This window comes from Thermophilibacter sp. ZX-H3 (assembly GCF_052599055.1).
On the sequence record NZ_JBQXES010000004.1, the window covers coordinates 86,697 to 109,186 of the forward strand.

19 protein-coding genes are annotated in these 22,490 nt (G+C 65.9%); 7 read left to right on the plus strand and 12 right to left on the minus strand.

The window, feature by feature from the left end; translation table 11 throughout:
- Positions 1-214: 214 nt before the first annotated feature.
- A complete protein-coding gene (murI, locus tag ACULPM_RS02930; RefSeq protein WP_445331633.1) occupies positions 215-982 on the minus strand; it encodes a glutamate racemase in 768 nt (255 codons plus the stop codon).
- Between the two features lie 150 nt (positions 983-1,132).
- On the opposite strand from murI, the gene ACULPM_RS02935 reads away from it, so the two are divergent.
- From ACULPM_RS02935 to ACULPM_RS02960, 6 genes are all read left to right on the plus strand, one after another.
- Entirely contained in the window at positions 1,133-2,914 is a 1,782-nt protein-coding gene (locus ACULPM_RS02935; protein ID WP_445331632.1) for a Tat pathway signal sequence, read from the plus strand.
- 153 nt (positions 2,915-3,067) lie between these two features.
- Entirely contained in the window at positions 3,068-3,418 is a 351-nt protein-coding gene (locus ACULPM_RS02940; protein ID WP_167930010.1) for a PadR family transcriptional regulator, read from the plus strand.
- Positions 3,415-4,500, plus strand: a complete 1,086-nt coding sequence (locus ACULPM_RS02945) for a permease prefix domain 1-containing protein (RefSeq protein ID WP_445331631.1) — start codon at positions 3,415-3,417, stop codon at positions 4,498-4,500. The genes ACULPM_RS02940 and ACULPM_RS02945 overlap by 4 nt, the downstream gene beginning before the upstream one ends.
- Positions 4,501-4,641: 141 nt before the next feature.
- Complete coding sequence (locus ACULPM_RS02950) at positions 4,642-5,070, plus strand: FKBP-type peptidyl-prolyl cis-trans isomerase (RefSeq protein ID WP_167930016.1); 429 nt, start codon at positions 4,642-4,644, stop codon at positions 5,068-5,070.
- Positions 5,071-5,352: 282 nt separating this feature from the next.
- A complete protein-coding gene (locus ACULPM_RS02955) occupies positions 5,353-5,733 on the plus strand; it encodes a type II toxin-antitoxin system RelE/ParE family toxin (protein WP_445331630.1) in 381 nt (126 codons plus the stop codon).
- On the plus strand, positions 5,720-6,022 hold the full coding sequence (locus tag ACULPM_RS02960; RefSeq protein ID WP_167930018.1) for a helix-turn-helix domain-containing protein: 303 nt from the start codon (positions 5,720-5,722) through the stop codon (positions 6,020-6,022). The genes ACULPM_RS02955 and ACULPM_RS02960 overlap by 14 nt, the downstream gene beginning before the upstream one ends.
- A 45-nt stretch (positions 6,023-6,067) precedes the next feature.
- On the opposite strand, the gene ACULPM_RS02965 is transcribed toward ACULPM_RS02960, so the two are convergent.
- The 11 genes from ACULPM_RS02965 to ACULPM_RS03015 form a co-directional block, all read right to left on the minus strand.
- Positions 6,068-9,046: a glycoside hydrolase family 2 TIM barrel-domain containing protein gene (locus ACULPM_RS02965; RefSeq protein ID WP_445331629.1), complete on the minus strand. Its 2,979-nt coding sequence runs from the start codon at positions 9,044-9,046 to the stop codon at positions 6,068-6,070.
- 138 nt (positions 9,047-9,184) lie between these two features.
- On the minus strand, positions 9,185-12,145 hold the full coding sequence (locus tag ACULPM_RS02970) for a glycoside hydrolase family 3 C-terminal domain-containing protein (RefSeq protein WP_445331628.1): 2,961 nt from the start codon (positions 12,143-12,145) through the stop codon (positions 9,185-9,187).
- Positions 12,146-12,369: 224 nt separating this feature from the next.
- A complete protein-coding gene (locus tag ACULPM_RS02975; protein ID WP_445331627.1) occupies positions 12,370-13,710 on the minus strand; it encodes an ATP-binding protein in 1,341 nt (446 codons plus the stop codon).
- The gene (locus ACULPM_RS02980) at positions 13,710-14,411 is read right to left on the minus strand and encodes a LytR/AlgR family response regulator transcription factor (RefSeq protein WP_445331626.1); all 702 of its coding nucleotides are present in this window, start codon (positions 14,409-14,411) and stop codon (positions 13,710-13,712) included. Before ACULPM_RS02980 ends, ACULPM_RS02975 begins: the two co-directional genes overlap by 1 nt.
- 145 nt (positions 14,412-14,556) lie before the next feature.
- Positions 14,557-15,840: an O-acetylhomoserine aminocarboxypropyltransferase/cysteine synthase family protein gene (locus tag ACULPM_RS02985; RefSeq protein WP_445331625.1), complete on the minus strand. Its 1,284-nt coding sequence runs from the start codon at positions 15,838-15,840 to the stop codon at positions 14,557-14,559.
- 293 nt (positions 15,841-16,133) lie between these two features.
- Positions 16,134-17,015 (minus strand): MurR/RpiR family transcriptional regulator, encoded by an 882-nt coding sequence (locus ACULPM_RS02990; RefSeq protein WP_167930021.1) that lies wholly within the window; start codon positions 17,013-17,015, stop codon positions 16,134-16,136.
- Positions 17,016-17,128: 113 nt separating this feature from the next.
- Positions 17,129-18,031 (minus strand): ketose-bisphosphate aldolase, encoded by a 903-nt coding sequence (locus ACULPM_RS02995; protein ID WP_167930022.1) that lies wholly within the window; start codon positions 18,029-18,031, stop codon positions 17,129-17,131.
- 90 nt (positions 18,032-18,121) lie between these two features.
- Positions 18,122-18,982 (minus strand): class II fructose-bisphosphate aldolase, encoded by an 861-nt coding sequence (locus ACULPM_RS03000; protein WP_445331624.1) that lies wholly within the window; start codon positions 18,980-18,982, stop codon positions 18,122-18,124.
- A gap of 83 nt (positions 18,983-19,065) precedes the next feature.
- Positions 19,066-20,193 (minus strand): PTS fructose transporter subunit IIC, encoded by a 1,128-nt coding sequence (locus ACULPM_RS03005; RefSeq protein ID WP_445331623.1) that lies wholly within the window; start codon positions 20,191-20,193, stop codon positions 19,066-19,068.
- 42 nt (positions 20,194-20,235) lie between these two features.
- Complete coding sequence (locus ACULPM_RS03010; protein WP_167930025.1) at positions 20,236-20,544, minus strand: PTS fructose transporter subunit IIB; 309 nt, start codon at positions 20,542-20,544, stop codon at positions 20,236-20,238.
- A gap of 82 nt (positions 20,545-20,626) precedes the next feature.
- Positions 20,627-21,121 (minus strand): PTS sugar transporter subunit IIA, encoded by a 495-nt coding sequence (locus ACULPM_RS03015; protein ID WP_445331622.1) that lies wholly within the window; start codon positions 21,119-21,121, stop codon positions 20,627-20,629.
- Between the two features lie 357 nt (positions 21,122-21,478).
- Between ACULPM_RS03015 and ACULPM_RS03020 the strand changes: the two genes are divergently transcribed.
- Positions 21,479-22,366: an ROK family protein gene (locus tag ACULPM_RS03020; protein WP_445331621.1), complete on the plus strand. Its 888-nt coding sequence runs from the start codon at positions 21,479-21,481 to the stop codon at positions 22,364-22,366.
- The last annotated feature ends 124 nt before the right edge of the window (positions 22,367-22,490 follow it).

A 22,490-nucleotide genomic window follows, 5' to 3' on the forward strand; every position in this document is an offset into this window, starting at 1 on the left:
ACACAAGCGCTTGGGGGGCGGTCGCCGGCTCGGCGGCCGCCCTCTTCTTGTCACGCGCGGGGGCCGTGGCCGCCTCCCTGACGATTGTCGGTGATTTTTCCGGGATATCCCAAGTATCAGCCACAATCCGCCTGAAAAGCCGCAGGTCAAAAAATGCTACTAGCGAGGAAGTACTTCGGGGGCTCGCCGAAAATCACCGACAATCGGCACGACGCTACAGGGGGATCGAGAAGAACCTCTCGTAGAGAGCGATCTCCCCAGGGGTGTCCAGGCTCGAGGCAAACGTCACGCGCCCGGGACGGGACTCGCGGGAGAGGAGACCCTCCTCGGCGAGGCGCGCGCGCAGCTGCCGGGCCGTCCCGGCGCCGCCGTCGAAGAAGCGCACCTCCGGCCCCAGGACCTCGGCAATCTGCCGACGGACGAAGGGGTAGTGCGTGCAGCCGAGCACCACGGCGTCAACGGACCCCGCATACGGGCCCACGAAGCCCCGAATCATCTCCGCGAGGTCGGGCGCGTCAAGCTCCCCGCGCTCGATGCGCGCCGCAAGGCCCGGGCACGGGACCGAGATGACCTCGCACTCCCCTCCCCAGGCACGCGCGAGCTCGTGGTACTTCTCCAGCCGCAGCGTGACCTCGGTGGCCATCACGAGGACGCGCCCGCGCGGGAGCGCCTTCGCGGCCGGCTTGAGCGCGGGCTCGATGCCGACGATCGGAACCGTCGGATGCGCGGCGCGCAGGCGGGCGGCAGCGACGGACGTGGCGGTGTTGCAGGCGATGACGATCGCCTTCGCGCCGTCCGCGAGAAAGCGCTCGGCGATGGAACGGGAGAGGTCGAACACCTCGTCCTCGGTCTTCTCGCCGTAGGGCGCGTTTGCAGAGTCGCCGAAGAAGCGGAAGTCCTCATGCGGCAGCTCGGCCACGAGGGACCGCAGGACGCTGATGCCGCCCACGCCGGAGTCGAAGACCCCCACAAAGCCGTCCACGCGCACCTCCTCCAGCACGTCGCCTACGGGTTATAGGATACCCAATGTGACAGCGGCGCGCCCCTCGGGCATACTGGGGGACACGCCGCCGGCGCCGGGGCCGCGCACCTGACGAGCGACCCCGTCACCCTTGTCATGAGAGGAGCGAGCATGCCCCAGGGACACGGTCCCTTCGACCAGATCTTTTCCGACGCGTTCGGCACGAGGTTCGAGTCGATTGCCCGGTGGAGCCGCCGGGCGCTCATCGTGCTCGCCGTCGTGCTCGTGCTGGCGCTCGTGGCCTGCTACTGGTGGTTCCACCCCGCGATCAACCTGGGAAGCAGGCAGGTCTGGACCTGGATCATCGCCGTCGCCGCCCTCGCGGCGGGCGGCCTCTGGGTAGCCTCGCTGCGCTCGTCGCGCCACGGCGCGCTCCTGCGCCGCCTCATGGTGATCCCCGCCAGCGTCGTTGCCGCCTTCGTGCTGGGCGTCCTTCTCGGCCAGCCCTTCATCCCGGGCAACGCCGAGCGCTACGCCTCCGTCCTCGACACCACGGAGGGCACCTTCGCTGAGGACATCGAGGAGGTCGACTACTCGGAGGTGCCCGTCATCGACCGCGACTCCGCGGTCATCCTCGGAAACCGCGCGATGGGCTCCATCCCGGAGTACGTGAGCCAGTTTGAGATCGCGGACACCTACAGCCAGATCAACTACCAGGGCCGTCCCGTGCGCGTGAGCCCGCTCGCCTACGCCGACCTCTTCAAGTGGCTCTCGAACCGCGACACGGGCATCCCGGCCTACGTGCTCGTGGACATGGCGTCGCAGGAGACCCAGGTCGTGCGCCTCGAGCGGCCCATCATGTACTCCGACTCCGAGCCGCTCGCGCGCAACGTCGACCGCCACGTGCAGCTGCGCTACCCCACCTACCTCTTCGACCAGAAGTCCTTCGAGCTCGACGAGGACGGCAACCCCTGGTGGGTCTACCCCGTCCAGCGCCGCACGATCGGCCTCTTCGACGGCACCACTATCGCGCGCGTCGTCCTCGTGGACGCCTGCACCGGCGAGACCGAGGACTACGCGATCGAGGACTGCCCCGAGTGGGTCGACCGCGCCTATCCCGCTGACCTCATCATCGAGCAGTACAACTGGAGCGGCGCCTACTCCGGGGGCTGGCTCAACTCCTGGCTCGGCCAGCAGGGCGTGGTGCGCACCACCCCGGGGACCAACGGGGAGCTCGGCTACAACTACCTCGCACAGGGCGGGGACATCTACCTGTACTCCGGCGTGAGCTCGGTCACGGCCGACAGCTCCAACGTTGGCTTCATCCTGGTGAACCAGCGCACGGGAGAGTCGCACTACTACCCCGTGGCCGGCGCGACGGAGGACTCCGCGATGGCCTCGGCCGAGGGGCAGGTCCAGAACCTCGGCTACCAGTCCACGTTCCCGCTCCTGCTCAACGTGGCAGGCCAGCCCACCTACTTCATGAGCCTCAAGGACGACGCCGGCCTCGTGAAGATGTACGCGATGATCAACGTGGAGCAGTACCAGACCGTGGCCACGGGCTCCACGGTGGCCGAGTGCCAGGAGGCGTACCTCGACATGATGGCGGGCGCGGGCGTCCTCGGCGAGGACGAGGCCGCGGCCGCCTCCGACAAGCGGGACGTCGAGGGCGTGGTGGAGACGATCGCGCAGGCCGTCGTGGACGGCAACTCCCACTTCTATGTCACCCTCGAGGGCGACGACGCCATCTACGACTTCGCGCTGCCGGGAATGCTGGAGATCGTCACGTACCAGCCCGGAGACGCGATCTCGTTCACCTGCACCGAGTCCGACCGCACGATGACGGTCACGTCGCTGGGCGAGAAGGACGAGGCGAAGGCCCCGACGAGCCCCGACGAGCCGCCCGCCGAGAGCACGACGGAGACGCCGCCCCAAGAGGGGCGGGAGGGCTAGGACGCGGGGCCCCGCCTGAGGTAGGGGGGCCGATTTTTTGTTCCGCCGCTCGCCTCCGCATCCTCGCCGTTCACGGTATATCGCATATCAGTGTACTATGTCTGTCGAAGTAATACGTTAGACTAAGCACAACGACGGACGAGGAGGTGACCCATGGCAGGCAGAGACGCGGAGAGCGACCTCATCAGGGGCAACATCGACGCCATCGTGCTCAACGCCCTCACCGGCGGCGACTCCTACGGATACGAGATCTTGAAGGACGTGGCCAGCGCGAGCGACGGCGCCTACGAGATGAAGGAGCCCTCGCTGTACACGAGCCTCAAGCGCCTCGAGGGGCAGGGGCTCGTGGAGAGCTACTGGGGCAGCGAGTCCCAGGGGGCGCGTCGCAAGTACTACCACATCACCGAGGGCGGGCGCGGGGAGCTCGCCGAGGCCACGGCGCGGTGGGTCCGCGCCCGGACCATCATCGACCGACTCCTCAGTCAGGACGGAGGCGCCAAATGAGTGGCATCAGCGACATCAGGATGTACGTCGAGCACCTCTTCGAGGGGCGCACGCTCGACGCGGAGACCATCGAGCTCAAGGAGGAGATCTACGGCAACCTCGTGGCGCGCTACGAGGACTACCTCGCGCAGGGCATGACCGAGGCCGAGGCGTATCGTCGCACCTGCGAGGCCGTGACGAGCGTCGAGGACGTCATGGGCGAGAAGGACGGAGATGCCGCGGCCGACCACACGGTCGTGGCGCCTGCAGTCGCTGCCGCGGAGGAGACGGGCACCAGGACGGACGTCCCGCCCGTGCCCATGGCGGAGGCGGCCACCCCGCAGAAGAGACGCTGGTCGACGGGGGTGATCGCTGCCGTCGCGATCGCGTGCGTGCTGGTCGTGGGCATGGTCGCGGTGACGGCATTCGGCCTCCTGAGGACGGATGACGCCCGAAATGCCTACGACAGCTCAACGGACGCGACCGTCCAGCAGGTGGACGAGCCGGACGGAACGGTTTACACGGACCAGAACCGGGGCGACACCGTCACCACGAACACGCAGACACCCAGCACGACCACCACGCAGCAGCCGCAGGGCAGCCCCGTCGACAGCGATACCCTGCTCGTGACCGACGAGCTGGACGACCTCATCCTCTCAAACGACCCGAGCTCCTACGCGACTCTCGCCCAGGGGTTGGCACTCGACGTCGTGACCTCCCTTCCCCTCGGCTGCCATGTCGCGTCCGCGGAGGCGGGCACCCAGTCCGACGAGCTCCTCACGGAGTATGACTTCGGCAAGGACGAGCGGCTCATGTACTTTGACGACGACGCCGTCGAGCGGGCCCTCACCTATGACGCGGCCGTCGTGTTCTGCTCGATGCCTGACGTCAACACCTGGACGGTCACGCTCGTCGAGACCGACCTCGATGACCGGGAGATCGACGTGGACCGCTACTCCTTCAGGCGCTCCGACCTCGAGTACCTCCTCGGGGTGACGCTCGACGAGAGCCAGCTTGGACCCTCTGCCTGGAGCTCCGTGCGCGACCAGCTTATGTCAAAGCGGGTGTGGGACGAGGCCACGGACCGCGCCGAGCGCGACTAGGCCCGCCGACCGTACACGTGCGGCGCTTTCGGCCTTCCACAGGGGGCCAAAGCGCCGCACGTGTACACCCGTCCCGAGCACGCATCCTCCCGTTCTGTCACAATCAGGGACCGGAACTGCCCCAGACAGAACGGGAGAACCATGAGCAACGAGGGCAAGAAGGTCAAGGTCCACTACGTCGGCACGCTCGATGACGGCACGAAGTTCGACTCCTCGCGCGACCGCGGCGAGCCGCTCGCCTTCACCTGCATGGCCGGCCAGATGATCAAGGGCTTCGACGAGGCCGTGCGCGAGATGGAGGTCGGCCAGGTCGTCGACGTGCGCCTTGAGCCCGCCGAGGCCTACGGCGAGCGCGACGAACGCCTCATCCAGACCGTCCCCGTGTCCGCCATGCCCGGCGCGGAGACTCTCTCCGCAGGCGACCGCGTCATGCTCACCGCGCCGACCGGCCAGCCCTTCCCCGCCGTGGTGACGGTGGTGGAGAACGGCAACATCACCTTTGACATGAACCACGAGATGGCCGGCAAGGCACTCAACTTCAATATCGAGCTCATCGAGGTCGAGGGCTAGCACAGACGCCCGTGCGGCACCGGCCCGTGATGTCGTAGACGTCACGGGCCTTTCTCTTTCCTCTTGACACGAACATTTGTTTGCAATATGGTTGTGGCACAGCCAGCGAAGGAATGCTGGGAGGCGCGCGACGGCAGGTCGCGGCCGCAGTGACGAACGCATTGGATGGGTCTCCGAATCCGAACGTTCAGGTAGCGACCATCTCACACGAACAACCCAGTCTGATTCTCCCGTTCGTAGGGGGCCATTGGCCCTTGAACAATATAGGGGAAAGGTTATAGTATGAGGTGGACCGTACAAACCGAATTTATTCGAAGCTGGCTCGATTCGCTCGATGAGCCCATTGCGCTACGCGTTGCGGAAGCTCTAGAAGCCCTTGCCGCAGATGGCCCCGCGCTCGGACGTCCTCTCGTAGATTCCATCCACGGATCTTCGATTCACAACCTAAAGGAGCTGAGGCCAAGATCAACCGGAAGGAGCGAGATAAGGATTCTCTTCGTCTTTGATGAAGACAGAAGCGCCGTGACGCTTTTGGCGGGAGATAAGGCTGGCCTCCTCAAGCGAGGGCCGAAGTGGGGCAAGTGGTACAAGGCGGCGATACCGGAGGCAGAGCGACGCTATAGACGCTATCTCGAATGGAAGGATAACGGTGGACACGCTTGATGACTTTATTGCCCGCAGGGGCTTTGACCGGGAGGAGATTCACCGCGAGGCGCTCAGGCTCATAGCGGAGTGCCGAGCCTACGAGCTGCAGGAGGCGCGCAGGGCGGAGCACCTCACGCAGACGGACGTCGCCGAGCGCATGGGCATCAGCCAGGCGCGCGTCTCGGAGGTCGAGAGCGGTGACATCGGCTCGCTCAAGGTGAGCACGCTCATGCGGTATGCCGAGGCGCTCGGCGGCACGTTCGAGGCCCTCATCCAGATTGGGGACAAGACCATCCGGCTCGCATGAGCGCGGAGGGCGAGAAGGACGAGAGACGTCCTTCTCGCCCCGCGCCTACTCCCAGGAGACGAGGTAGCTGAGCTCGTAGTCCTCGCGGCAGTCGAAGCGATACTCCGGGCGCGTGGCCGGGCCGCAGCTTCCCGTCCCTATGCCCATCTGAAAGGCCTGGACGGTCACGTAGGTGCCCGTGCGGACCTCGTCCTCACGGTGGAGCATCCCGCGCAGCTCCTCGTCGGAGTAGGGCTTGACCCCCAGCTCGAAAGGCCGTGAGACGGCCGTGATCTGCACGCGATGCTTCCCGTCCGAGAGCCGGACGTACTGGCAGTCCATGCGGTTGCCGCTCTCCTGGGGACGGATGTTGGGCTCGGTCATGTCCTCCACCCGACAGCCCACGCGCGCGACCTGCGCCTGCTCTCGCATGTCCCGATAGGACTCGCCGTTGCGCCCGAGGTAGTCGACCTCGTCCCAGGAGGGGTCAAGCCGGTAGCACATGCCAAAGCGCGGCAGGTCACCACGCCCGCGCTCGCAGTGGAGCCGCGCGGTCACGAGCACGCCCGCGGCCACCGCCTCGTACGTCGTGGTGCAGAGGAACTGGTGGCGGGGCAGCACGAGGCGCGTCGTGACGACGGCGCTCCCCTCCCCGCGCGCGACGCCCACGACCTCGCGGCGCGCATCGTAGAACTCCTCGAGGGGTCGGTTTCCCACGAGGTCCCGGTCATTGTCCGTGGAGACGCGCGTCAGGAGGAGCGGCTCTGCCGCGGGCGCCATCACGCCGGGCAGGGCCAGGCCCCGCTCGCCAACCTCACAGCCCTCAGGGAACGACGCGCGGCGCTCGAGATGGCCCGCGTCCAGCGGAGCCATCTCGGTGAGCGCCATCTGCTCGCGCGACACCTCCTCGCCGGTCTCCCGCCGGGTGACCACCACGGTGACCCACCTCATCCGGTTTCGCCTCAGGCCCTCGCCCTCGTCGGCTGGCCCCTGCGCGGTCGGCCGGACCAGGAGGGGCTGCTGCCGCAGCGGGTCGACGTCGCACACGAGCTCGGCAACGCCCCCGTCGCTCCACTCGAAGCGCAGGGTGAACGCATCCCCCGCCGTGAAGGAGGTTGCGTTGAACACCATGAAGAAGTCCCCGCCCACGTGGCGCACCCGGAGCGGCCGATAGGCGTGGCGCACCACGCGCGCGCCGGTCGAGGGCGTGCGGTCGGGATAGAAGATGCCGTCGCAGCAGAAGTTGCCGTCGTGCTCCCACTCGCCGTGGTCACCGCCGTAGGTGTAGCTTCCGTCCCCGTGCAGCACCGCATGGTCGACCATCTCCCACACGCAGCCGCCCGCGAGCGCCTCGTGGGCGTAGATCTGCCGCCAGTAGTCCTCGATGCCGCCCGGGCCCACGCCCATGGCGTGCGCGTACTCGCAGAGCACGTACGGACGGTCGTTGAGACGCCGCACGCTCGAGCGACCCTCTCCCACCGACATCACGCGCTCGACCGTGGGGTACATCTCGCTTCCCACGTCGTACGCGCGCCGGCGCGAGTGGATGGCGCCCTCGTAATGCACCGGCAGGTCCGAGCGTGAGCGAAGCAGCTCGTACATGGCGTCGGCGTTGCAGCCACCGCCCGACTCGTTGCCCAGGCTCCACATGATCACGCAAGGATGCAGCTTGTCCCGCTCAAAGAGGCGATCGGCGCGGTCGAGGTAGCGCCCCTGCCAGCGGGCGTCGCGCGTAAGCCAGCTGTAGCTCGGCGGGACCCTCCCCACCATGGCTCCGTGGGTCTCGAGGTCCGCCTCGTCGATCACGTAGATGCCGAGCTCGTCGCAGAGCTCGAGAAGCAGCGGGTCGGGAGGGTAGTGAGAGGTGCGGATGGTGTCGATGTTGTGATCCTTGCAGAGGCGCGCGTCACGCGCTATCTGCGCGGGGGTCATCGCGTAGCCCGCATCGGGCGTGGTGTCATGATGGTTGACGCCGTGGAGCTTGACCGGCCGCCCGTTCACGAGCAGCCGCCTGCCGTCGACCCGCACCTCGCGAAAGCCCACGCGGCAGCGAGCGCACTCGGACGCCGTCTCCACGTAGAGGTCGTAGAGGATGGGGGTCTCGGCCGTCCACTCGCGCACGTCGAGCCCGTCGAAGGAGACCTCGAGCCTCCGGTCGTGCGCAGAGGCGACGGACGTCCGCTCGAGCCCGTGGCCCCGCAGCGTGACGCGCGCCTCGCCGTCGTCGAGAAGGGTCACGTCCGCGCAGAGGCGGTAGCGCACCCTGCCCGCACGCTCTTCTCGCCTGACGGAGGTCGAGACGTCCCAGACGCTCGAGAGGGTCACCTCGCGCAGCAGCACGTCGCGGAATATCCCGTTGTTGCGGAACATGTCCTGGCACTCGAGGTAGCTCCCCGTGCACCAGCGTCGCACCACCACGAGAAGCTCGTTCTCGCCGGCACGCTGGAACGGGGTGAGGTTGAACTCCGCCGTGTTGTGCGAGCCCTCGGAGTAGCCCACGCGCTCGCCGTTGCAGTAGAGGTCAACGCAGCTCGCCACGCCGAGGAACGAGACGATGTGCCCGGACGCCATCTCATGCGGCGCGAGCTCGAAGGAGGTCCGATACACGCCGACGAAGTTGTACTCGTCGACGGGATGGTACACGCGCGGCCCGATGCTCCCCTCGCCCATGAGCGAGAAGACCGGCCCCACCGGCCCCGTCGTGGGAATGCGCGGCGGGTCGAAGGGGAACTGGTAGCGGAGGTTCACGTAGAACGGTCGGTCGTAGCCCTGGAACTGCCAGCACCCGGGCACGGCGACGCGGTCCCACGTCACGGCGTCGGTGTCCAGCTCGTCGGGCAGCTCGGCGGGGCGTGGGTAGAAGCGGAACTCCCACTCGCCGTTCAGGCAGCGCACGAGCGGCGATCCGTAGCGCCGCCCGGCCGTCGCCACCGCCTCGGCCGAGGCGCGATCAGGATACGGAACGAAGTAGCTCCGCGCCGGCAGCCGGTTGACCTCGATGACCCTCGGGTCGGCATAGTCCGCCCTGTCGAGCTCGTATCTCATGGTCGCCCTCCTGTGACAATTCGGACAGGATGGATTGTCACACAACAAGTGGGGCCGCCGGGCGAGAAGTGCCCGGCGGCCCAGAGAGTGACAGACGGTTCGCGGCAGCTTACCCCGTCGCCTTTGTCACCGCTCCCGCTATGACTCCTTCCAGGAGGTCTTGCGGACAAGGGCGACGACACCCGCGACCGCGCCGACAAGCACGACGGCGTCGAGCGCGTAGAGAGCCATCTGCCAGACGGGCGTCACGCTCACGACCTGCGCCGTGGAGGAGATGCCGTTCATGGCAAAGCTGCGAGAGACGGAGTACAGGATGTGGTGCGAAGCGTCGCGCAGCTGGCTCATGACCGTAGGGTTGGACTCGTAGCCCTCGATCTGCCAGTTGTCGGTACCGGAGTTGAGCCACAGGTCCGTGCCGCCCTCGAGGCCCGCGCGAATGGCGAGCAGCGGGAACGCCTGGGGGTAGGACGCCTGGTCGGTGATCGTGGTGCCGTCAAATCCCCACTCGCCGCGAAGGACGTTGGTGGTCATGCCCTTGTGGTCGCCGGACCAGGTGAGGCCGATGCGGTTCATGGAGAGCATGACACCGAGCGAGCCGTTCTCCTCGTCAGCGATGCTCGGCTCAAACGCGGCGAGGTAGATCTCGCGGATGGCCTGCTCGTTCGAGAAGGTGGCGATGGTGGTGCGGTTGGTCTCCTGGTCGTTGAGGGCAAAGTGCTTCACGAAGGTGATGACGCCCCTGGAGCGCGCGCCTGCCACGGTGGCGGCGCCAAACTCACCAGAGAGGAAGCCGTCCTCGGAGTAGTACTCGAAGTTACGGCCGGAGAAGGCCGTGCGGTGGATGTTCATCGCGGGGGCGTACCAACCGGCAAAGTTGAGGTCGCCCTGCGCGAGGCAGTCCTCGCCGATCATCTCGCCCATGAGCTGGGCCATCTCGACGTTCCAGGTGGAGGCGATGACCACCTCGGAGCACCAGGCGTACGTGCCCTCGGGGCGGTTGACGCCCGTGGTGCCGGCGTTGCCCACGTAGGCAGGGCCGTCAACGCACACCGTGGCGGGCGCGCCCACGGAGTTGACCGTCTGCGTCTGATAGCCACCCACGCGGACGAGGCTGTACATCTCCTCGGCCGTGAGCTGGTCGAGCAGGTCGTCCCAGGACGGGTCGTCCGCAGGGATGTCCTTCATCATGGCAAGGGTGAGTCCGTTCTGGGCGCCCGTCACGGGCATCTCCGCCTCGGGGTCGTCGGCGCCCTCCTTCACGGCGAGGCCCGCCACGATCTCGTCGGTCGCCTCAAACGCGTAGGTGGTGGGATAGGTGCCCTCCCAGTCGCTGCGGGAGAGATAGGTAAAGCCCTCGTCGTAGGCGCGCATGTCGACGTCTGCGAACTGGTTCTCGATGGCCTCGCCCGTGTGGGAGGAGGTGGCGTAGGCGTCCGTCTCGCTCAGCGAGACCGTGGCGACCTTCTCCGCGTTGCCCTCGGCATCCATGCCGTCAGCCGTGGTGCTGCCCTTGGCGGCGAGGATGTTGTTGAGCGCGTCGTGAGCGTCAGAGCCAATGGCAAAGAGGTAGTCGCCGCCCTCGAGGACGTAGGTGCCGGCGCCGTCGGCGTCATAGCTCGCGAGGTCCTCCTCGCTCACCACCACGCTCACGGTCTGGGTCTCGCCGGGCTCCAGCAGCTTGGTCTTGGCAAAGCCCACGAGCTGAACCGCGGACTTCTCGACACCGTTCTCGCGGTCGTAGTCGGTGTAGGGGCTCTGGGCGTAGACCTGCACCACGTCCTTGCCGGCCACCTCGCCGGTGTTGGTCACGTCAACCGTGAGAGTCACAGTGCCGTCGCCCTCGGAGCTTCCGGTGAGGGCCTGCTCGAAGGTGGTATAGGAGAGACCGTAGCCAAACGGGAACTGAACCTCGTCGGCATAGGACCACGAGCTCGCACCGTCAGAGGCGCCCGCGGCGGAGCTGGCGTTGCCCTGGCCCAGCACCGCATCCTCGTAGCGCGTCTCGTAGTAGCGGTAACCTACGTAGATGCCCTCCTGGTACACCACAAAGGGGTCGCGCTCGGTGCCGGAGATGAGGTTGTTTCCAAAGTTCACGACGGCGGGAGCGGAGAGCGAGTTTGCGGCGTAGGTGTCCGTGGCACGACCGGAGGGGTTGATGGCGCCGGTGAGGATGTCGCCCACAGCGAGAAGGCCGTCCTGTCCCGGGTTGCCGATCCACAGGCACGCGTCCACGCCATACTCCTCCTCGTCGAGGAAGGAGAGCTCCATGGCGTTACCTGAGTTGATGAGCACGATCACCTTGTCAAAGCGCTCGGACACGTAGCGGAGCAGCTCCTCCTCAGTGGCGGTGAGCTCGAGGTAGTGACGGCCCAGGTCGTCCGGGGAGTCGAGCGGGTCGGAGTGGAAGGCTCCCATGAAACCCTCAATGTCCATCGGCTCGAGATAGGACTCGTCGTAGACGGTGGGCAGGTCGGAGCTCTCGGAACCGGAGCGCGCAAACGTCACGATGGCGGCGTCACCATACTCGTCGAAGCTCGAGGTCTCGGCGGACGAGAAGAGCTCGGGGGAGGCCTCGTGAATCACGTAGCGGCCCGTGCCAGCCATATCGGCGACGTCCATGCGAATGTCCGCCGCCGCGCCCTCGGTGTAGAACTCCCACATCGTGGGGTTGACGGAGTAGCCGGCCTGCTCGAGGGCGTCCTTGAGCGTCGGCGCGGTAGATGCGTCAACGGCACCCGAGCCGCCACCGCCATAGAGGATGTCGGCCGAGCTCACGCCGAAGAGCGAGACGTTGCCGCCGGAGAGCGGCAGGACGCCGTCGTTCTTGAGCAGGATGGAGCCCTCGCCCTGCACCTGCTGGGCAGCGGCGGAGTCGGCCGCGAGGCGCTCATCCTCGCTGGCATAGGACGCCTTGTAGTACTCAGTGTCCTCGGTGCCGTCACCGGTCTCACGAACCTCGTAGCTCTTGGTGCCGAGGAACGTGTTGATGACCGGCGCGTACTTGTTGGCGAAGTAGGTGCCAACGCCAAGCGCGCATACCACCACGGCAATGAGCGCCAGAAGCGGTATCGCCTTCTTTTTGGACAGGGTCTTCTTCATCCCTTCCCTCCTCTTCCTCGGGCGACGGCAGACCGCCACCCCTTAACGATTCCTGAGGCGAGTATGGGATGAGAAGCGAGCGCCAAACGAGGGTTGGCACCGTTTGAGGCCATTTGGGCAAGATTTGCAGAACTTGCAAAGGGGACAGGCACGGACCCGCAGGTGAGACCTGTCAAAAGCGCCTGACTTTTGACAGGTCTCACCTGCGGGTCCGTGCCTGTCCCCTATTGCCGCTCGGGGATGCTAATCTGCACCGTGAAGACGCCGCCGTCCGTGCTCACGTCAAGGATGCCATCGTACTTCTCGGCAATGAGCCTGATGCTCTTGAGGCCAAACCCGTGACGAGAGGCGTCCGCCTTGGACGTGAGGGGAAGGCCACCCCGCATGCGCAGCTCGCCCTCAAAGAGGTTGTCGCACGTTATGAGCACGAGGCCCGCGCGCCCCTGAACCTGCAGCGTGATGGCGCGACGACCCGGGTCGGAGAGCCGCTGGACCGCCTCGATGGCGTTGTCGATGGTGTTGCCGAGCAGCACGTAGAGATCGGGCAGGGAGATGAAGCTCAAATCAACGCTGCCCACAGCGCAGGAAAACGATATGCCGCGGTTCTCGCAGAGCAGCGCCTTCTCAGAGAGAAGCGTGTTCAGCGCCTCGTTTTCGGAGTAGACGAGCGACTCGTAGCGACGGATGTACTCGGACGTCTCGTTGACAAATCCCTCGCGCTGCTCCGCCGGCAGCTGCTCGAGCGCGCGCAGGGCGTGCTTGAGATCATGAACCGAGCGGCTCACGTTCTCTATCAGCTCACGAGAGAGGTCCCAGTGACGCGCCCCCTCGCGCAGCATCTGCTCCGTCGCCGCGCGCTCGCGGCCCGCGAGCGCCGCCTGGAAGTTCGTGTACTGCAGGCCCAGCACCATGAAGCAGAGAAGCAGCGTCATCCAGATCACCGTGGGACGGCTTCCCTCAAAGACGGTAAAGAGGTGCTGGAAGCCAAACGTGCAGCACAGGAAGATGACGAGAAGGACCGTCATGGAGATGACGTCGCGCGGGGAGCCTTCCAGGATCTTCTCGCCCGCCAAGCTCAGGCGGCGCGAGAAGAACCAGTAGAGCAGGCCATACCATGCCGCGCAGACAAGCAGGCTCAGGCCAGCGTAGACAGCAAGGTGCTCGGTGAGCTGCGGCGAGAGCCAGCGGGCGAGCATCTCATGAACCACGGCGTAGACGACGTGCTGGGCGGCATAGCTGATGATGCCCACATAGAGCGTGTCGGCATAGGAGACCGCGAAGCACCAGCGGAAGTACGCCATCATGAGCAGCGTGAGCGCCACGTACCAGAGGGCCACGACGACGGGAAAGACGGGCACGAGAGGGGCCATTGCCCGCAACCAAAGAAAGTAGCCCTGGGAGAGAGCGGAGAAGAGCACGAGCCCCAGCACGAGACGAGCCCCCACGCGCCCGCGCCCGCTGGCAAAGGACGTGAGGAAGAGCGCCTCCGCAGCGTAGAGCTCCCAGACAAAGCGCAGCTCCTCAAATGCGGCGGCAGGGGTGACGAGGGCGGCCGCGCCTCCCATCAGATGCCCCCGACAAAGCGCGAGAACGCGGCGAGAAACTCCGACCTGCGGCCGCGACTGATCTTGAGCCGCTCTCCGCCCACGATGACGTCCTCTCCGTCGATGCCCTTGACGTGACGCAAGTTGACGAGGTAGCCGCTGTTGCAGCGCGCAAACTGCAGCGGCGCGAGGTTTTTCTCGGCAGAGGAGATCGAGCCGCGCTCCCGATACGTCTCGCCCGCAGTGTGGTAGATGAGGTAGTGGCGCGAAGACTCCACGTAGAGCAGCTCCCAGACCGAGAGGCTCACCACACCCTCCTTGGTCTTGATGACGACGCTCTTCTCCGTGTTGCGGCCCACGTAGCGCAGAGCCTTCTGCATCTTGAGGAAGAACTCGCCGTAGGAGATGGGCTTGATGACGTAGTCGACTGCCTCGACCTCGTACCCCGCAAGCGCGTACTGCGGGTAGTTGGTCACAAACATGATGACCACGTCGGGATCGGTCTCGCGCAGGAGGCGAGCCACCTCGATGCCATTCATGCCGGGCATGTCTATGTCCAAGATGACCAGGGAAAAGCGGCTCGTGTCCCCCTTGAAGAAGTTGCCGGGATGCGAGAAGCGCTCGACCTGCATGGCAACGCCGCGCTCCTTGGAGAACGCCTCGATGTAGGAGACGAGCGCACCGGCGTCCGCATCGGTATCGTCCACGACCGCAACAAGCATGCACTCACCCCCAAGAGAAAAGATGATAAACGCGCCGCCCGAGCTAGGGGTCCGGCGGCACGGCCGTCGCATCCCCGCGCGCAGTTCTTGCGCAGCAAGTTGTCTGAGCACGGGGATGCGACGGCCGTGCCGCCGGACCAATCCGCTAGATCGCGGCGAGCGCCTGCTCGATGTCGGCGATGAGGTCCTCGGTGCCCTCGAGGCCGCACGAGAAGCGCACCATCGCGGGCGAGATGCCAGCAGCGGCCAGCTCCTCGTCGTTCATCTGGCGGTGCGTCGCCGAGGCCGGGTGCAGGCAGCAGGTACGGGCGTCGGCCACGTGCGTCTCGATGGCGGCGAGGCGCAGGGCCGCCATGAACTTCTCGGCAGCCGCGCGGCCGCCGGCCAGCTCGAAGGAGACCACGCCGGAGCCGCCCTCGGGCAGGTACTTCTGGGCGAGCGGGTAGTACGGGTCGCTCGGCAGGTGCGGGAAGCGCACCGAGGTCACCTTGTCGCTCTTCTCGAGGTACTCGGCCACGGCAAGGCCGTTCTTGAAGTGCTGCGGCATGCGCACGTGCAGGCTCTCGAGGCCCATGTTGAGGTAGAACGCGTTCTGCGGGCTCTGGATGGAGCCGAGGTCGCGCATGAGCTGCGAGGTGGCCTTGGTGATGAAGGCGCCGGCCTGGCCGAACTTCTCGGCGTAGACGATGCCGTGGTAGGACTCGTCCGGGGTGGTGAGGCCGGGGAACTTCTCGGCATGCGCCATCCAGTCGAAGTTGCCCGAGTCCACGATGGCGCCGCCCACGCCCACGCCGTGCCCGTCCATGTACTTGGTGGTGGAGTGGGTCACGATGTCGGCGCCCCACTCGATGGGACGACAGAAGACCGGCGTGGCGAAGGTGTTGTCCACGATCAGCGGCACGCCGTGGTCGTGCGCGGCCCTGGCGAAGAGCTCGATGTCGAGCACGTCGAGCGCGGGGTTGGCGATCGTCTCGCCGAAGACGGCGCGCGTGTTGGGGCGGAAGGCCTCCGCGATCTCCTCCTCGGTCGCCGTGGGCGAGACGAACGTGGACTCGACGCCCATCTTGGCCATGGTGTGGGCGATCAGGTTGTACGTGCCGCCGTAGATGGCCGAGCTCGCCACGATGTGGCTGCCCGCCTCGCAGATGTTGAAGAGCGCGAAGAAGTTGGCCGCCTGGCCGGAGCTCGTGAGCATGGCCGCGGCTCCGCCCTCGAGCGCGCAGATCTTGCCCGCGACGGCGTCGTTGGTGGGGTTCTGCAGGCGCGTGTAGAAGTAGCCCTCGGCCTCGAGGTCAAAGAGCTGACCCATGTGCTCGGAGGTGGCGTACTTGAACGTGGTGGACTGGACGATGGGAATCTGGCGCGGCTCGCCGTCGCCGGGGGTGTAGCCGGCCTGGACGCAGCGGGTCGCGATGCTCTGGTCTGCCATGGGACTCCTCTCGGGTTGGTGCCGCGATTGCGGCGCTTCCCATGATATTCCCAGTCGCTCGGGCGCCTGATTCGGGGACGGGTTTTTTCTCTCAGAGTTTTCGGAGGCAAAAGGGGACGGGTTATTTCTCCCGGGGGGCTTGGGACGGGCCTGCCACCGGCGTCTGCCACTGGCGTCAGGTTTATTTGGCACGCGGGCTGCGTGCCAAATAAACCTGACGCCAGTGGCAGACGCCGGTGGCAGGCCCGTCCCAAGCCCCCCGGGAGAAATAACCCGTCCCCTTTTGGAACGAATCAGGCGCCGAAGACCTCGCCCGGTACGCCCTTGTCCTCGCCGAGCGACTTCCAGAGCAGGCCCGCGCGCGCCTCGAAGTTGGGCACGTCGGAGCAGAGCAGCAGGAAGATGACCTCGATGATGAAGTTGATCGAGTTGTGCGAAAAGGGCAGGTTGCTGTTGAGCATCTTGTCGAGGGTGGCCGCCTGCAGGACGCACGTCGCCCGACACGCGAGCGGCGAGTCGGGGATGTTGGTGATCACGATGGAGGGGGTCCTCGAGTCGATGACGTTGTCCATCATCTTGTTGAGGCGCTTCGAGTGACCGGACTTGGAGATGAAGACGATCACGTCGCGGGGCGTGAGGGAGAGCGAGGAGAGCATCATCGCCTCGGTCGTGGGCGCGCAGTGCGTCCTGAGGCCGAGCTGAGCGATGAGAAACGACGCCGAGAGCGCGGCGGGGATGGTGTTGCCCACGGCGGCGAAGACAATCGAGTCGGCCTGCTCGAGGAGGTGCACCGCCGCGATCAGGTCCTTCTCGTCAACGAGCCTCAGGGTGTCGTGGAGCTCGCGGCTCTTTGCGCTAAGGACGGTCTCCATCGCGCCGCGCGGGTCGTCAAGCGCGATGCGCGTCGAGGGGAGCTCGCCGGCATCCGCCACGAAGCCGTTCTCCTGCTGCATGGCGTCGCGGAGCTTGGTGAAGCTCTCGTAGCCGAGGTGGCGCGCAAAGCGCGAGACCGTCGCGGCCGACGTCTCGCTGCGCGCCGCTATCTCGCGCGTGGTCATGGAGGGTATGTCACCCTGGTTGGCCATCATGAAATCGGCGATGAGCTTCTCGCTCTCGCTCATGCGGTCGTACAGGGAACAGATCTCGTTGATGACACTGCCTCTACGCTGCTGCATAGTGCTCCCACCCCTCAACTCGGGGGACATGATAGCAAAGAGGGGGCCCGGCGACGGGCCCCCTCCTGTCTCACGTCAGCGAAAAAACTGGAACGCCACGCGGTTCTTCTCGCCTACGCGAGGTCCTGACGCCACTGCGGGGTGACGGGGTCGCGATAGTACTTCGCGGCGCCCACGCAGTTGAAGAGGTCCATCTTGTGACGGATGACGGCCTTGCCGGCCTCGATGCACTCCGGGAAGAGGTTGTTGGGATCCCAGCCGGAGCCCTCCTGCGAGAGGATCTCGCGAGCCTTGATGAAGAAGGCGCTCTTGTAGTCGGAGGAGATGTTCACCTTCTGGATGCCGATCTCGACGGCCTCGGCGATCTCGGAGTCGGGGTTGCCCGAGCCACCGTGGAGGACGAGCGGCAGGTCGACCTTCTCCTTGATGGCCTTGAGCACGTCCATGCGCAGCTTCGGCGTGACGCCCTTGGGATAGAGGCCGTGGCAGGTGCCGATGGCGACGGCGAGGGTGTCGACGCCGGTCTCCTCGACGAACTTCTTGGCGTCGTCGGGGTCGGTGTAGATGACCTCGGTCATGCCGCCCTCGATGGAGGTGCCGGTGTCACCGATGGTGCCCAGCTCGCCCTCGACGGAGACGTTGACCATGTGGGCATAGCGCACGACCTCGGCGGTCTTGGCGATGTTCTCCTCGAAGGGGAGCGCGGAGCCGTCGATCATGACGGAGGTGAAGCCGTCGTGGATGGCGCGCATGATGCTCTCGATGCTGTCGCCGTGGTCCATGTGGATGACGAAGGGCACGGGGCTGTTGGCGCAGCGGGCGACCATGTACTTCACGAAGTCGTCCTTGCAGTACGCGAGCTCGGTGGGGTGCACGGCGATGATCGCGGGGGCGTCCATCTCCTCGGCGGTCTCGACCACCGTGCGGAACAGGTTGCTCTCGGAGACGTTATAGGCGCCCACGGCGAAGTGGTTGGCCTTGGCCACCTCGAGCATCTGTGACATGTTGATGAGCATCTGTTTTTCTCCTTAGTCGTTCCTTGGTTGAACCCATATGTCCCAGCCCCTGGCGGGGCGTGAAACCATTCCGGTCGGGCGCTTCCCTCCCTAGCGCGCCCTGCCGGCAGATCCGGAGATCTCGATGTAGTGCTTGATCGTCGCCATGCCGGCGCGCCAGCTGTCCTCCACGAGCGTGGGGTAGTCGTAGCCGGGGTTCTCGGCGAGCGCGCGAGCGACGAACTCGCGCTGGGCGATCATGTAGTCGGTGCCCACGTTGATCTTGTTGATGCCGGCCTCGACGGAGCGGCGCATGTTGTCGTCGCCCGCACCGGAGCCGCCGTGGAGCACGAGCGGCGTGCCGGTGGCCTGCTTGATCTTCTCGACGATGTCGAAGTGGAACGTGGGGACGTAGCCCTCGGGGTAGTCGCCATGCGTGGAGCCATAGGAGACCGCGAGGCAGTCGACGCCGGTCGCGCGGATGAACTCAATGGCGACGTCCGGGTCGGTGTACATGTCGTCATCGGTCAGAAGGGCGCCCGACTCGTCGATGCGGCCCATGTTGCCGACCTCCGCCTCGACGGACGCGCCGTAGACCTGGGCGAGCTCGACGATCTCGCGCGTGATGCGCGCGTTCTCCTGGGCGTCGTAGGCCGAGGCGTCGCACATGACGCTCGAGAAGCCCTCGTGCAGGCAGCGCTTGAGGTGCGCGATGTCGCTGCCGTGGTCGAGGTTGATCGCCACGGGGACGTGGGCGGCCTGCGCCATCTTGATGATCGGACGCGTGAGGATGTCGCAGTCGAAGAACGACTTCACGTGGTCCTGGAGCAGGTCGATGATGATCGGGGCATCCATCTCCTCGGCCGCGGTGATGACGCCGCGCGCCGTCTCCAGGTTGAACGCGTTGATGGCCATGACGGCATACCCTTCGGCGTTGGCCTTGGCAAGCATGCCCTTCATCGACTCGTACATGCGCTGACATCCTTTCCTGATCTGTGACTCGGTGCGGGAGGGCCGGGGAGAGGCCCTCCCGCGGGGATGGTTCTAGAGCGTGCCTACGAGAGGCTGAAGCCGGAGAGGTCGACCTCCTGCTCCTCGTCGTCCTCGGGGACGTCGAGGTCGTTGACCTGCTCGGGGGTGAGGCGCTTCTTGATGAGCACCAGGAGCAGGGCGGTCACGCAGGAGCCAACGAGCAGGGCGACGACGGCCCAGAGCGGGTTGGTCATGGCCGGGATGACGAAGACGCCGCCCGAGGGGACCATGGACTCGACGCCCATGGAGAAGGAGATGGCGCCGCAGACGCCGCAGCCGATGGAGGTGGAGATGACGGTGCGGACGAGGTCGTTCATGGCGATGGGGATGACGCCCTCGGAGATCATGCAGATGCCCATGGGGAAGGCGACCTTGATGTTCTCCTCCTCGGTCTGCTTGAAGATCGGCTTATTGATGGCCTTGGAGAGCAGCCAGCCGAGCGTCACGCCGATGGGCGGGACCATGGCGGCGAGGACCTTGATGCCCTCGGGGCCGTAGATGCCGTCGGCCATGAGGCCGTCGCAGATGAGGTTCGGGACCTTGGAGATGGCTCCGCCGTAGTCAAGGCAGCCGATCCAGCCGATCACGAAGCCGTACAGGGCCTTCTGGCTCTGGTCGAGGCCGGTGATGAAGTTGGTGAGGGCGGCGGTGAACATGGTGAGCGGGCCGCCGAGGATGAAGAACATGATGAGCGCGCCGAGCATCGCGGAGAGCAGCGGGATGATCATCATGGGCATGAGCGCCTGGGCCCACTTCGGAACCTTGAGGTAGGACTCGATGACGAGGGCGATGTAGCCCACGATGAGGCCGCCGATGAGGCCGCCGAGGAAGCCCGCGCCGAGGAACGACGCGATCTCGCCCATGAGGAAGCCGGGGGCGATGCCGGGACGGTCGGCGACGGAGTAGGCGATGTAGCCGCCGATGAAGGCCGGGATGAGGCCCATGCCCATGCCGCCGAGCGTGGTGAACGCGGACGGGACGGTCATGGAGCCGAGGTCGTCAAGCGACGAGATGGTGGTGCCGCCGGTCAGGTTGCCGATGGCGATGAGCAGGCCGGACGCGACGATCAGCGGAAGCAGGTAGCTGATCGCGGTGAGCAGGTGCTTCTTGATCTCGGCAATGGTGAACTTGCCCTTGAGCTTGCCACTCATTGATGCTCCTCTCTGTGCTGTGCGGGTGTGAGCCGGGGCGCGCTAGGCGTTGAGGCTCTCCTCGATCTTGTTGATGATCTGCTTGGACGCCTTGAGGACCACGGAGGTCGGGACCTCCATGACGCGCTTGCCCTCGAAGCGCGAGTGGTCGATCTTGATGTCGACGGCCAGGATGACGGCGTCGGCCTCGGCGATCTCCTCCGGCGTGAGCTCGTCCTCGACGCCGATGGTGCCCTGGGTCTCCACGTGGATCTCGTGACCGAGCGACTGGGCGGCCTTGACGAGCTTCTCCTTGGCCATGTAGGTGTGCGCGATGCCGGACGTGCAGGCGCAGACTCCCACGAGCTTCATGATTCTCCCCCTCTGCTTCGTACCTGTTTACCTGTCTCGGCGCCGGGCGGGCTGGCCTTGGCGCCGTTCTCGCCGAAACGAGCTAGTCGTCGTAGTCATCCGGGCTGGACTCGAGCAGCGCGAGCATCTCCGCCGGCGTCTTGACGGCGTGCAGCTTCTCCGCGAAGCTCTCGTGCGCGAGCAGCATGGCAACGTGCTGCAGCAGCTTGATGTGAAGCACGTTGGAGTCGCCGTCGGTGACGGCGAACAGGATGACCACGGTGACCGCCTCGTCCTCGAGCGACTCCCACTCGATCGGGTTCTTCGACGTTCCGATCGCGAGCGCGGTCTGGTTGACGCCGGAGGACTTGCCGTGCGGGATAGCGACACCCATGCCGATGCCGGTCGGGCCCTGCTCCTCGCGCCACAGCACGTCATCGAAGAAGCTCTTCCGGTCGTTCAGCTTGCCCTGCTCCTCGAGCAGGTCGGTCAGGCGGGTCAGCATCTCCTCCTTGCTGCTGACGTCCAGGTCGAGCGCGATGAGCTTCTCGTCGATGACGTTGGAGATGTTGAACTCCTGGCTGGTTCCCTCTGCCATATCGTTCCCTCCTCTCTGTGTGTTGACCCCCTCGTTGTTTCATAACTATAGATTGTTCTGAAACAAATTGCATTGTTTCTCCGCATTTGCGGGTAAACGGTCAATTCTGGGGCGTGAGCGGTACCTTACGTCGCCCTTACGGTTCAAAGGAGGTGCCTCCCGGTGAAACATTCTGAATATCCCCAGTTATTTGATAGGTAATTGCCTCTTTCAGGCCCTTTGCCCTCGGCGTTCCGACACCGCCCGACCTGCCGTCCACCGCTCGTTCACGTGCGCTCACGCCGCTTGTGCTTATTCTTTGTGTTTCAAGTAGTTACTATTACTGAAACGTTATGGGTCAAAGGAAAGGACGGCGGGATGAGCGAGAGGCTTCTCGGGGCGCTTGAGGCGGGCGGCACCAAGATGGTGTGCGCGATCGGTTACGGGGACGGCACGGTGCTGGAGTCCGAGCAGATTCCCACCACGACGCCCAAGGAGACGTGCGACGCGATCGTCAGCTGGTTTGCCGAGAAGAACGTCGAGGCGCTTGGCATCGGCGCCTTCGGCCCGACGGCCGTCAACCCCGCCTCCCCGCGCTACGGCCAGATCCTTGAGACCCCCAAGACCGCCTGGCGCTACTTCGACCTTCTCGGCACGCTCTCCGGGGCGCTCGGCGTTCCGTGCGGCTATGACACCGACGTCAACGTGGCCTGCCTCGGCGAGGCGACGTTCGGCTGCGCGCGCGGCCTCGACGCGGTGGTGTACCTCACCATCGGGACCGGCGTGGGCGCCGGCGTCATGATCGACGGCAAGCTCGTCCACGGCATGCTCCACCCCGAGGCCGGCCACGTCCTCGTCACGCGCGACCCGCGGGAGACCCTGCCCGCCGACGAGAGCGGCTGCCCCTATCACGCCAGCTGCCTCGAGGGCCTCATCGCCGGCCCCGCCATCAAGCGGCGCTGGGACGGCAAGAGCGCCGGCGACATGGCCGATGACGCCGAGGCGATGGACCTGCTCGCCGGCTATCTCGGCCAGGCGCTCGCCACCTACGTCCTCTGCTACTCGCCCAAGCGCATCATCATCGGCGGCGGCGTGGCGGACCACACCCCCATCGTTCAGCTCGCGCGCGCCAAGACGCTCGAGGCCCTGGGCGGCTACATCGTCACGCCCGAGCTCGAGGACGTCGACTCCTACATCGTGAACAACAGCCTCGAGGGGCGCCAGGGCATCATGGGCTGCCTCGAGCTGGCGAGAAGGGCGCTCTGATTGGGAACGCGTTTTTTCCCTCAGAGCTTTTGGGACGGGCGCGCCACCGGCGTCAGGCAAAAGGGGACGGGTTATTTCTCTCAGGGAGTTTGGGACGGGCCTGCCACTGGCGGCAGGCCCGTCC

Excerpts from the sequence above, each read along its gene's own strand:
- ACULPM_RS02935 (WP_445331632.1), top strand. The coding sequence starts at position 1,133 with ATGCCCCAGGGACACGGTCCCTTCGACCAGATCTTTTCCGACGCGTTC.
- ACULPM_RS02940 (WP_167930010.1), top strand. The coding sequence starts at position 3,068 with ATGGCAGGCAGAGACGCGGAGAGCGACCTCATCAGGGGCAACATCGAC.
- ACULPM_RS02945 (WP_445331631.1), top strand. The coding sequence starts at position 3,415 with ATGAGTGGCATCAGCGACATCAGGATGTACGTCGAGCACCTCTTCGAG.
- ACULPM_RS02950 (WP_167930016.1), top strand. The coding sequence starts at position 4,642 with ATGAGCAACGAGGGCAAGAAGGTCAAGGTCCACTACGTCGGCACGCTC.
- ACULPM_RS02955 (WP_445331630.1), top strand. The coding sequence starts at position 5,353 with ATGAGGTGGACCGTACAAACCGAATTTATTCGAAGCTGGCTCGATTCG.
- ACULPM_RS02965 (WP_445331629.1), bottom strand. The coding sequence starts at position 9,046 with ATGAGATACGAGCTCGACAGGGCGGACTATGCCGACCCGAGGGTCATC.
- ACULPM_RS02970 (WP_445331628.1), bottom strand. The coding sequence starts at position 12,145 with ATGAAGAAGACCCTGTCCAAAAAGAAGGCGATACCGCTTCTGGCGCTC.
- ACULPM_RS02975 (WP_445331627.1), bottom strand. The coding sequence starts at position 13,710 with ATGGGAGGCGCGGCCGCCCTCGTCACCCCTGCCGCCGCATTTGAGGAG.
- ACULPM_RS02980 (WP_445331626.1), bottom strand. The coding sequence starts at position 14,411 with ATGCTTGTTGCGGTCGTGGACGATACCGATGCGGACGCCGGTGCGCTC.
- ACULPM_RS02985 (WP_445331625.1), bottom strand. The coding sequence starts at position 15,840 with ATGGCAGACCAGAGCATCGCGACCCGCTGCGTCCAGGCCGGCTACACC.
- ACULPM_RS02990 (WP_167930021.1), bottom strand. The coding sequence starts at position 17,015 with ATGCAGCAGCGTAGAGGCAGTGTCATCAACGAGATCTGTTCCCTGTAC.
- ACULPM_RS02995 (WP_167930022.1), bottom strand. The coding sequence starts at position 18,031 with ATGCTCATCAACATGTCACAGATGCTCGAGGTGGCCAAGGCCAACCAC.
- ACULPM_RS03000 (WP_445331624.1), bottom strand. The coding sequence starts at position 18,982 with ATGTACGAGTCGATGAAGGGCATGCTTGCCAAGGCCAACGCCGAAGGG.
- ACULPM_RS03005 (WP_445331623.1), bottom strand. The coding sequence starts at position 20,193 with ATGAGTGGCAAGCTCAAGGGCAAGTTCACCATTGCCGAGATCAAGAAG.
- ACULPM_RS03010 (WP_167930025.1), bottom strand. The coding sequence starts at position 20,544 with ATGAAGCTCGTGGGAGTCTGCGCCTGCACGTCCGGCATCGCGCACACC.
- ACULPM_RS03015 (WP_445331622.1), bottom strand. The coding sequence starts at position 21,121 with ATGGCAGAGGGAACCAGCCAGGAGTTCAACATCTCCAACGTCATCGAC.
- ACULPM_RS03020 (WP_445331621.1), top strand. The coding sequence starts at position 21,479 with ATGAGCGAGAGGCTTCTCGGGGCGCTTGAGGCGGGCGGCACCAAGATG.